The organism is bacterium CG_4_10_14_0_2_um_filter_33_32, assembly GCA_002792735.1.
Lineage (GTDB): Bacteria > Patescibacteriota > CPR2_A > CG2-30-33-46 > CG2-30-33-46 > CG2-30-33-46.
Window position 1 is genome coordinate 17,327 of sequence record PFOW01000016.1, and the last position, 10,653, is coordinate 27,979.

Sequence of the window (10,653 nt, forward strand, 5' to 3'; positions counted from 1 at the left end):
ACCCTTGTCACTCAAACAGAATACGTTTAAAATATATCTATATTAAAGGAAAATCTAATGGATAATTATCAAAATATTACTATAAAAAAAGACTTTTGGGAAAAAGTTGCGGGAATTAAAGAAAAATATATTCATTTGGTATTGATAGCCACCAAACCAGACATTATAAAACAAGCGCCACTAATATTTGAACTAAAAAAACAAAAACTTCCTTTTATGGTCGGACATACCGGGCAGCATAAAGACTGGAATTTAAGTGGTGGGCTAGAGCAAGAATTTGATATTGATGCAGATTTTAACCTTAATATAGAAGGCACCTTCTATCAAAAAGTATCCCAAATTATAGATCGCCTAGGCTGGATCGTAGACGAGGCAAAGAAACGAGGTAAAATAATGCTGCCTTATGTTCATGGAGACACGGCTACCGCCATGGCTGGAGCTGTAGGCTCATATGTAAATGTAGCAAGCGTTGCTCATGTAGAAGCAGGGCTTAGAACATTTACGCCAAAAAAAGAAATTTTTAATAAAATTCTTGATAAGTTTGATTTTGAATCATACAGACAATCACTTTTAGGAAATAATAACTGGATCAAAGGTTCGCGCGAGCCTTACCCTGAACAATTTAATACAAGAGTTGCAGAAACCGCTGCTTCTTTCCATTTTGCATCGGTAGAATTAAATGCAAAATGTATTTTAGAGGAAGGATTTGAATCAGATAGGGTTTTTACGGTTGGTAATACTGTTGCCGATTCCATTAAAATGGTTGAGGAAAAAGCAAAAGATTCTACAATATTTGATAAGTTCCCGATTCTTAAAGATGGTTTTATAAGATTTTGCATTCATCGAAGAGAAAATGTCTCATCATTCCACAGATTTACCACAATAGTAGACTCTATTGAGCAAATAATCTCTATGGGGAAAAATGTTCTTTTAATTTCCTTACCAGCAACCGAATATGCATTAAAAGAATATGACCTTAAAGAAAAAATAGAAAATCTAGCGAAAATTAATAAAAACTTTATATACTCACCTGTTTGGCCTTTCTATACCGATGTAATCGCGGCTATGAAAAAAGCTACCCTATTTGTAACAGATTCCGGATCAATGCAAGAAGAAGCTAATATTCTTGGAATTCCTTGCGCAACCTTAAGATTTAACTCTGATAGAAGCGAATCAGTAATGGCTGGTGCTAATATTATTGCTCCGCCCATTAATTCCGGACTAATCACAAAAATAGTTTTGAGTGCTGATGATCATCGAGAAATGGCAAATGTACCAAGTTTATATGGACAAAATGTTTCACAAAAAATAGTGAATATTGTTGAAGATATCTTAAGTAAAGAAGACGCATTTAGATTTGAACAAGAAAAACTAGGCTATAGCAAAGAACCTTATTGGAAAAAAGGCGGATCAGAGTTCTAATTTGCTAAATTTTAGTTTTATTTCTAACCATCTGATTCTCTAGGGTAACGTTAGTCATTACACAATTATCATCAATAATACAATTTCTAATTGTTGAATTTTTTATTTTACAACCTTCCATAATAACAGAATGTTCTATTATGGAATTTTCTATAACTACCTCAGATTCTATAAAACTGCTGCCTAGGATTTTTGAATCTTCTGAAACTAAAGCTTTTTCGGATATAATTGGAGAACCCTGAATTTGAGTATTAGCCTCTAAATAAGCTTCGAATGAACCTATGTCAAACCAAAGACCGGAAAATACAAAGGGTCTGACAATAAATGATTTATTATTTACTAAAAAAGCAATAAAATCACCCGCATTGTCCTTACCTGTTTTTATAAATTCTTTTAAATCACCTAAAACTTCTTTCTGCAAAATATAACAGAGAGTGGAAACAATTGTTGATTTAGGCTCAGATGGTTTTTCTTCAAAATCAATAACCTTATTATCTTTAATCTCAACCACGCCAAATTTTTTTGCTGCTTCCCTATCTTTTATGTCATAAAAAGCCACCAAGCTATTACCATCAAATTTATTTATGAATTCATTTATATCAAAAGTAATCAAATTATCTCCCGCTACAACAAGAAGGTCATCATGGATATTATATGTTTCGACAGCATATCCGATAGCTCCGATAGCTCCTTTTTTATCCTTTTCTGATTTTGACGGCTCTACTAAAATATTAATATTTCGATCGGGATAATTTTTTTCTTTCCAATCCTGAAATTGATCTTCAAACTGTTCATTGGTGGATATAACTATTTCTAAATCTGGGTTAATCTTATCTACCAAATGGGAAATGATAGACTTACCGCCTACGGGCAATAAGGGCTTTGTCTTTTTCTCAGATAGAGGCCACAACCTTGTTGCAAAACCGCCCGCTAAAATTAAAACCTTCATTTTAGTACTTACTTCCGAAAACTTTTTTTATTGTTCTATATAAAATTGTAAAGTCTAAACCAAAAGACCAATTTTCAACATAAAAAGTATCAAGACTAAACATATCATCAAACCCCCTATTTTCTCTTTTGGACACTTGCCATAATCCTGTCATACCAGGAGTAACCAATAATCTTTTTTTAATTTCATCTTCATATTGCTCCACTTCCCAATCATATGGAGGTCTTGGACCGACTAAACTCATTTGTCCTAAAAAAACATTCATTAGCTGAGGCAATTCACGTATCTTGGTCTTTCGTAAAAACTTACCAAGTTTTGTCGCCCTTCTATCATCCTGAATCTCGGCTAAATGTTCAGTTGCTTCTTCATAATTATATGCTTCCACATTTTCTTTTTCACTTTTTGGCAATGTCCTAAACCTAAGCATCTTAAAGCTTTTTCTCTTATTACCATTGTATCTATCTTCGGTAATAAATATCGGTGCACCAGAATCCTCAATTTTTAAAATAACGGCCGCAATTATAAAAAATGGCGAAAGTAATATTAATAAAAAAGTAGCTAACAATAAATCAATAGCTCTTTTTATCAGTATACTAGCGCCTGATAAAGGAGTATTTTTTAAAGCCAGCAAAATCATGTCTCCCTTAAACTCTTGTTCAATATTCTTTGAATAAATGCCGGCAATAAAAGGAACAATCTTGTAATTTATTCCATTAGAACGACATAACATAATCATATTTACTGCTTGCTCAAAATGTCCTGTCTGAACCATACCGTTTATTTTATGTTCTTTAAATATTTCAGGAAGATCTATAATTTTTCCTAAAACCGGAACACCTTCTACATTTGTACCCTTTGAAATATTATTATCTACTATCCCGATTACTTTTGTTGTTTTAAAAAGATGTTTATTAACTTCTTTAATAAATGAATCAACGTGACTACCACCTCCTACCAATAATAACCTTTCATACAGAGGAAAAAATGATAATACAGCTAAATATACCATCTCGGATATAATTAATATTAAAAAACTGTATATAGAAAGATAAAACAAAAATCCAAAAGGAACTTTCATAGATGCAAATGAAAGCCAAAAGTTAAAAATCAGCACAGATAAAAAAGAGAATGATACCATATAAAACAGATGTTTGGGAGATTTATTATAAAAAAATAAACTGATTACAGTCCATATTAAAAGAAAAATTACAAAGCTTTTTAAAAAAACAAAACCCTGAAAGATTGAGGTCTCAAATATTGGCCTATATGCATAAGTCAGATTACTTAAATAAAATGACAAGCCCATAAGGATAATCTGAATTGCATAATTAAGAACTATATTCATCTACATTCTCCTAAAACTTAAATTAAATTATTAACTATAAAATAATAAATAAGATTTTCAATAATATGTAATTTTTGCTCGAATGTCAAGCAAATAAACAATAACGAGTGCTAGGATAGATTATTAAGATATTCTTCAAATTCTTTAGAATAATCCTGGGGTTTAGCTAAAAATTCATAATTTGAAGGATTATCCGTATAATCTTCATACATCGGCTTATCAAAAGATATGTTAAAACCAGGATAGTTATAAGTATGATATTTCCTTAAAGAAAAATCGTCTTTATAATTATTATTCTTCACCCATTTTCCGCCTGCAGTCTCGTAATAGATTGCTCCTACAGCCTTAGCATAAGGCTCATAGATACTCTTAAAATTAGAAGCTGAGATATTAGACATAATAAGCGTTTCTGGCCATGGGTTGATGGTTACATGACCATATCCTGGCGGAATAATCACCTTATCCCCTACCTTAGCTTCAATCAATATCGGATCTAGAACTTCCTGTGGATCTTTTTCGTAATCAACTCTCTGAAGCAGATAATGAGCCCTTCCCTGTAATACTTCGTAAATTTCAGGGTAAGTCACTTCTGTACCAAAAACATTTGGGTGATAATGCCCAACCGTTTTATTAAATTCATCACCTACCATAAATGATGGGATAACGGTAATATCATATCTAAGATCTTTATCGCTAAATGCTTCTTTATCAGTATCTTTAATGGTTGCTCTATACATATAGTAAAGCTCTTCGGGATTATCAACTTTCCTTAAAAGAACCTCTTGGGCTTGATCTATGGTTCTTATATCTACTTCCGGTATATTCATACGATCTGAAACTAATTTATTTTGCTCTTCTCGGATGGGTAAGCCACTTATTTTTTCTAAATCCATATAATTACTCCTTTATTATCATGTCTTATTTAACTAAAAGTTGTTAAATGTTGTATGTTCAATGTTTTATGTTTCAAGTTTTATCCCCTTATTTTAGCTTTAAATTTTTTCAACAAATGTCCGATAATCTTAGATTGAATCGATTCGGCTTCTTCATCGGTTAAAGTCCTCTCATTGGATTGATAGGTAATATGATAAGCGAGACTTTTTTTACCCGGCTCTACCTGAGAACCTCTGTAAACATCGAATAATTCAACGTCAATTATTAAACCCTCAGCAGAGTTAATAATTTCTTTTCTTATATTTGCCTCCAATATTTTTTCATCAACAACAATAGCGATATCTAAAATTATTTTCGGAAATCTTGAAAATGATTTAAATATTTTTTCTTTTTTCTTTAAAAGCATATCCTTTATCCTAATCTCTACTACAGAAATTCTATTCTTAAACTCGAATTTATTAGCAATCTCCAAATGAATCTCCCCCATTCTTCCAATAAAAACCCCGTCTACAAACATATCGGCTGTTCTTTGCGGATGCCAATAATTTTCTTGATTCTTAGACGGTTTAAAGATCAAATTTTCTATATTTAAACTAAGGAATAAATTCTCTAAAATTCCTTTCAATTTAAGAAATGAATTATCTTTTAAATAGTTTAATATGCTTAGTTTTTTTTCCTCGTTCGGAAATTTGTTCGTTCCCTGCTTAAAGACATCCGAGATTTCAAAAATATTAAATTCAGAAAAATTTCTGGCATTGAACGAAGCAGCTTCAATCATTGAAAATAACAGGCTCTGCCTTAAATATATATGCTCGGGCTTTAGAGGGTTCTTTAATTTATAATGATTCTCTTTATTTTGGCCAAAGATCCTCAAGAGACTCTCACCGACAAAAGTATAATTGTACACTTCTATCACACCTAAGCCCTTGAGTAAATTTCGTAATTTATCTCCTATTAAATCATATTCATTTTGGGAAGGTATCGAAATATTCCCGGAAAGATCAGTTACAGGAATCTTGTCGTAGCCGGAAATTCTAGCTACTTCTTCAATCAAGTCAACGTCTTCTTTTAAATCCTTGCGGTAATAAGGAACATTAACTTCCATTACTTTATTATTTGAACCAACTTCTATCCCTAAATGAGAAAAAATATTCTTTATTTTGTCTTTCGAGACTTTATAGCCTAATAATTTATCAAGTCGATTTAAGTCTAGGCTAATCTTTTTTAGCGATTCCTTGGAGTAGTTTTCATCAATCCTACCGGATACAACCTTGCCCTTGGCAACCTCTGCTATTAACTGTGATGCTCTTTCTATCGCGTCTTCCGTTAGCTTTGGATCCAAGCCCTTTTCAAAACGAATAACCGCCTCTGTTCTTAGCCCCAAGCTTCGCGAGGTTTTTCTTATCGATACCCAGTTAAAATTAGCTGATTCTAAAATTATAGATTTTGTTTTTTCCTCTACTTCCGTATCTTTACCGCCCATAACTCCGGCTATGGCAACAGGTTCTTTCTGATCAGCAATCACCAAAGTTTCTTTATTAAGCTTCCGCTGTTTATCGTCTAGAGTAATAATTTCTTCGCCGGCATGAGCTTTCCTGATGATAATTTTCTTTTTTTGGGTACCGGCTAGTTTATTATGGTCAAAAGCATGCAGAGGTTGTCCCATCTCAAGCATTACGTAATTAGTAATATCAACAATATTATTTATTGGTCTTACTCCTAAAACAATTAGTCTATTTTTTAACCACGCGGGAGATTCTGAAACATGAACATCTGTTATAACCCTTGCCTGATATCTGGAACAAAGATGCTTATCCTTAATTTCTACTTCCAGTAGATTGTTTATCTTTTTTCCTTCATGCTCCTTTAAATCTATTTTGGGCCAATTAATATCTTTATCTAAAATTGCTCCTATTTCCCTAGCCACGCCGTAATGAGAAAATAAATCCGGTCTGTTTGATAAAACATCAAGATTTAAAACCATATCATCGATACCTAACGCTTTTGCAATAGGAGTACCGGGCTTAATTTCCTTATTTAGGAAATTAACATCACTTTTTGTATATTCAAAAAGCCCTAATTCTTTGTTTGAAGCAATCATACCTTCAGAATCAATTCCTCTTATTTGAGTTTTACTTACTTCTAAACCCGTAGGAAGAATAACAGGAGCCACCGCAACAGGTAATTTATCACCAACCTTTAACTTTAAGGTACCAAAAATAATTTGGATAACTTTTTTGCCAATCGATACCTTAGCAATTGATAATTTATCGGCGTTAGGATGTTTTTTAATTTCTTTTATTTCACCAACAACCACACCTTTCAATGAATTATTAAAGTTGATAATCTCATCTACTTCAACAACTGATAAATTTATTCTCTCTGCCAGTTGTTCTGTAGGAATCTTAAAATCTATAAATTCTTTTAGCCAATTAATTGATACTTTCATTGTTCTTCTTTCTATAAACCAATATTAAAAAAAGAGTCAAACTGCATAATATCACCCAAGAAAAATCAAGAAAAATAAAAATCGGGTCTTTAATATAAATCGCATAGGTTAAGGTAAGCATATTCGCTACTATCCATATAAGCCAGGCAAAAATACTCTGACCAGTAGAATCTTTAACTTTCAAAAGATGAGCAATCTGTGGTAATGAGCCTGATAATAACATAATTGAGCCTATTGTCCCTAACGCTAGAAAAAAACTTCTCATTAGAATTGCTCCAAAAATCTAATATCAGCTTTCATGAATTCTCTTATATCATCAATACGATATTTTAACATAGCTATTCGCTCAGCCCCCATGCCAAAAGCAAAACCGGAAACTTTCTCCGGATCATATCCGACATTCCTGAAAACCTGCGGGTGAATCATTCCAGCACCCAGCATCTCTAACCAACCATCTTCGCCACAAGATCTGCACCCATTCCCTCCACACATTACACAACTTATATCAACTTCAGCACTTGGCTCTGTAAAGGGAAAGAAACTTGGTCTAAACCGTAGCTTTACATCTTTGCCAAAAATACTTTTCATAACAGAAGAAAGTGTGCCTTTAAGATCAGAAAATGATACATTATTATCCACAACAAAACCTTCTATCTGGTGGAATACAGAAAGATGGGTAGCATCTTCTGCCTCATACCTATACACTCTCCCTGGAGCTAAAACCCTTAAAGGAGGTTTCCTATTTTCCATAACCCTTATCTGCACTGGGGAGGTATGGGGCCTCATTAATAATCCGTTTGTTAAATAAAAAGTGTCCCAAGCGTCTCGCGCTGGATGTTCGGGGGGAATGTTTAGAGCGTCAAAAGAATGATAATCATCCTCTACTTCAAGTCCCTGGGCTATTTCATAACCCATTGATTTAAAAATATCTTTAACTTCAAACATAAGCTTTGTAACAGGATGAAGAGTGCCTAGTGGCATTTTTATCCCCGGCTCTGTAACATCGATCCATTCTTCTTCAATTTTGCCTTGAACAGATCCTTTAAGAAGTATATTTTTTTTGTTCTCAATGTCTTCCTCTAGCCTACTTTTTAACTCGTTAGCTTTTTTACCTAAAACTTTTTTTTCGGCTTCAGTAAATTTATATAGAGACCGTAAAAAAGAAGTAAGCTCACCTTTTCTTCCTAAATATTTAACCCTAATGGTTTCTAACCCCGGAACCGACACAACGCCGCCAATCCTCTTTAGGGCTTCTTTTTCTAATTCTTCCAATTTTTCTTTTATATTTGTCATATTAACTTCGCCTTGCTAAAAAATAAGATTCTAATAGTATTATTGATAAAACAAAAAGTATTCCATCAAAAATATTCAAAATTTTTAATGATTGCAATCCTAGTAAGCCAAGAACTGCAATTGATATTAATATTGCCTGCCTAAACGAAACAGTAATATTTTCATAATATTGCTCATTCTTAGAAAACCAAATCCTTAAATAAAAACCGACAATAGTTAAAGTACCGATTAGGGCAAAGAATAAACTCATAAAAAAACTTATCAAACCTATATTCCCTGCATTATAAGGATCAATATTAAGTAATGTCAAAATCCAAGCAACCCAGCATAAAATTGTCGATATACCAATTCCTATTAAATAGCTTGAAAGGGTCATAAATTTTTTCTTATTTCTCTTTCTACCTCTTTTAGAAGTTTCTGAGCCATTGGTGCATATGCATTATCATCTAAAACCTGTTCTATTTCTTTTGCTTTATTGCCTAATTCCTGTAATTTCCCGGCTTCTTCTTTGATATCTTTTATTTTAACCTCCAAAACAGAGGATTTTTCAAGAACTAGCGGTTTCGACATTACCTTCCTCTCAATGTCCTTCAATTCGTCTTCGGCAAATAATCTCTTCTTTTCCAGAGACTCTAGCTGCTCTTCATTCCTTCGTATAAGTTCTTTTTCCCTTATTAATTCTTGGTTTAACTTGTTTTTAATATTAACCTTTAGATCATAACGCATTTCTTTCTGACAAATAGGACAGGCAGGTTCTGGGTTATTTAAAAGAGATATTTTAAGTTGGAGTTCTTCTCCCTTTTTCTTTATCATTTCATCTACGTTCATTATTTTATCTATTTTTTCGGTTATATCTTTTAAAAATTGACTTTTGGATAGTTTTTCTGACTCTATCTTGGATATTTCTTCTTTTTCTTCAATAAAAATCTCTAATTCCTTTTCCAGCTCGGTGATTTCTTGAATTTTCTTCTCTAAATTAGACAACTGAAAAGAAACCATTTCCTTTTCCATCATTAATTTTCTTCTCTCTAAGTTAATGGTATCTTCTAATTCTTTTTTTGTTCTTTCTAGTTTTGATAACCAATTCATATCTATATCCTAATACAATTATATTATTCTAAACCGGGTTTATCAATCTCATCTAATTCTATGGCTTCCTGTTCACCTGTTACTTTTGCAATATCTTTATCGATTTTTTTCAATTCTTTAGAGGCAGTATTATAAGAACCAACTGTTGTTGATAAGTTTGAGCCTAATTTTTTAAAATATGAATCATAGGCAAACAAATGTTTGCTTAACGCTTCTATTCTCTTAATAATATCTTTAACAGATTCCTCAATCTGAAGAGATCTAAGGCCCTGCAAAACGGTTTGAAGATATGCGGCAAATGAGGTTGGGGATACTATTATGACCCTTTTTTCTCTAAAAGCATACTCTATCAAGTCTCTTGTATTAACTTTCAAGGCACCGACCTGATTAACTAAAAGATCATAATAAATACCTTCTGAAGGAATAAACATAAAAGCAAAATCCATTGTTCCTTCTTCTGGTCTTATATATTTTGATGTTTCATCAATTCTGTTTTTCAAATCCTGCTTGAAGTCTTTTTGAAGCTGTTCTTTTTTTGATTGGTTTTTCTCTTCTATAATCTTATTGTAATTTTCCAGAGAAAATTTCGAATCAATCGGAATTAGTTTATCTTTAACTCTAACTATAGCATCTACCGATTCACCATTTTTAAACTGATATTGCATTTGATATTGACCGGGATGAAAAGTATTTTTAAGAAGGGTTTCCAAATAATATTCACCTAAAATACCTCTTTGCTTGGGGTTTTTAAGAATATTTTCAAGACTTTGGAGTTGTTCGGCAAATCCCATTACTTGCTTATTTGTATCATCAATTTTGGTAAGTTTTTCTGTAACTTCCTTAACAATATCAGTGCTTGCTTTAAACTGTTCCTGGATTACCCTGCTAGATTCAGTAAGACCGCTCTGAAGTTGAGATTGGATTTGACCTAACTGTTGCTGAAAAACCATAAAAGTCTTATCGTCTTGTTTATTATTTAAAGAATCTAATTTTTTGTTAACAAGAAAAACAACTACTGCAAATCCTGCAATTATTATGATCGATATAATTAAAAATTCGGTATTCATAATACCTAATATTACTGTGTTTATTATAGCAGAAATGATCGTATAATCAAAACTCTGTACGCGTCACGCACATTTGAGACTCCGGAACAGTTTTTATTAAATAATCAATGGGTGAAATATTACCCAAAGATTGGTGTATTCTCTT

The 10,653-nt window shown here is 32.5% G+C and carries 10 protein-coding genes; 1 reads left to right on the forward strand and 9 read right to left on the reverse strand.

What is annotated here, in order from left to right:
• Nucleotides 1-57: 57 nt before the first annotated feature.
• The gene (locus COX95_01345) at nucleotides 58-1,422 is read left to right on the forward strand and encodes a hypothetical protein (protein PIZ86449.1); all 1,365 of its coding nucleotides are present in this window, start codon (nucleotides 58-60) and stop codon (nucleotides 1,420-1,422) included.
• A 4-nt stretch (nucleotides 1,423-1,426) separates the two neighbouring features.
• On the opposite strand, the gene COX95_01350 is transcribed toward COX95_01345, so the two are convergent.
• From COX95_01350 to COX95_01390, 9 genes are all read right to left on the reverse strand, one after another.
• Nucleotides 1,427-2,371 (reverse strand): glucose-1-phosphate thymidylyltransferase, encoded by a 945-nt coding sequence (locus COX95_01350; protein PIZ86450.1) that lies wholly within the window; start codon nucleotides 2,369-2,371, stop codon nucleotides 1,427-1,429.
• Between the two features lies 1 nt (nucleotide 2,372).
• Complete coding sequence (locus tag COX95_01355) at nucleotides 2,373-3,716, reverse strand: hypothetical protein (protein PIZ86451.1); 1,344 nt, start codon at nucleotides 3,714-3,716, stop codon at nucleotides 2,373-2,375.
• A 110-nt stretch (nucleotides 3,717-3,826) separates the two neighbouring features.
• Nucleotides 3,827-4,609 carry a glucose-6-phosphate isomerase gene (locus COX95_01360; GenBank protein PIZ86452.1) on the reverse strand — a complete coding sequence of 261 codons (783 nt, stop codon included), beginning with the start codon at nucleotides 4,607-4,609 and terminating at the stop codon, nucleotides 3,827-3,829.
• A gap of 80 nt (nucleotides 4,610-4,689) precedes the next feature.
• Entirely contained in the window at nucleotides 4,690-7,059 is a 2,370-nt protein-coding gene (locus COX95_01365; protein PIZ86453.1) for a phenylalanine--tRNA ligase subunit beta, read from the reverse strand.
• Complete coding sequence (locus tag COX95_01370; protein PIZ86454.1) at nucleotides 7,043-7,324, reverse strand: hypothetical protein; 282 nt, start codon at nucleotides 7,322-7,324, stop codon at nucleotides 7,043-7,045. The genes COX95_01365 and COX95_01370 overlap by 17 nt, the downstream gene beginning before the upstream one ends.
• Entirely contained in the window at nucleotides 7,324-8,343 is a 1,020-nt protein-coding gene (locus COX95_01375) for a phenylalanine--tRNA ligase subunit alpha (protein PIZ86459.1), read from the reverse strand. The genes COX95_01370 and COX95_01375 overlap by 1 nt, the downstream gene beginning before the upstream one ends.
• A gap of 10 nt (nucleotides 8,344-8,353) precedes the next feature.
• Complete coding sequence (locus COX95_01380) at nucleotides 8,354-8,728, reverse strand: hypothetical protein (GenBank protein PIZ86455.1); 375 nt, start codon at nucleotides 8,726-8,728, stop codon at nucleotides 8,354-8,356.
• Nucleotides 8,725-9,441 carry a hypothetical protein gene (locus COX95_01385; protein ID PIZ86456.1) on the reverse strand — a complete coding sequence of 239 codons (717 nt, stop codon included), beginning with the start codon at nucleotides 9,439-9,441 and terminating at the stop codon, nucleotides 8,725-8,727. Before COX95_01385 ends, COX95_01380 begins: the two co-directional genes overlap by 4 nt.
• Nucleotides 9,442-9,464: 23 nt before the next feature.
• A complete protein-coding gene (locus COX95_01390; protein ID PIZ86457.1) occupies nucleotides 9,465-10,508 on the reverse strand; it encodes a DNA recombination protein RmuC in 1,044 nt (347 codons plus the stop codon).
• Nucleotides 10,509-10,653: the final 145 nt, after the last annotated feature.

Coding starts and splice junctions, on each gene's coding strand:
- COX95_01380 (PIZ86455.1), bottom strand. CDS start 8,728: ATGACCCTTTCAAGCTATTTAATAGGAATTGGTATATCGACAATTTTA.
- COX95_01365 (PIZ86453.1), bottom strand. CDS start 7,059: ATGAAAGTATCAATTAATTGGCTAAAAGAATTTATAGATTTTAAGATT.
- COX95_01390 (PIZ86457.1), bottom strand. CDS start 10,508: ATGAATACCGAATTTTTAATTATATCGATCATAATAATTGCAGGATTT.
- COX95_01385 (PIZ86456.1), bottom strand. CDS start 9,441: ATGAATTGGTTATCAAAACTAGAAAGAACAAAAAAAGAATTAGAAGAT.
- COX95_01345 (PIZ86449.1), top strand. CDS start 58: ATGGATAATTATCAAAATATTACTATAAAAAAAGACTTTTGGGAAAAA.
- COX95_01355 (PIZ86451.1), bottom strand. CDS start 3,716: ATGAATATAGTTCTTAATTATGCAATTCAGATTATCCTTATGGGCTTG.
- COX95_01350 (PIZ86450.1), bottom strand. CDS start 2,371: ATGAAGGTTTTAATTTTAGCGGGCGGTTTTGCAACAAGGTTGTGGCCT.
- COX95_01370 (PIZ86454.1), bottom strand. CDS start 7,324: ATGAGAAGTTTTTTTCTAGCGTTAGGGACAATAGGCTCAATTATGTTA.
- COX95_01360 (PIZ86452.1), bottom strand. CDS start 4,609: ATGGATTTAGAAAAAATAAGTGGCTTACCCATCCGAGAAGAGCAAAAT.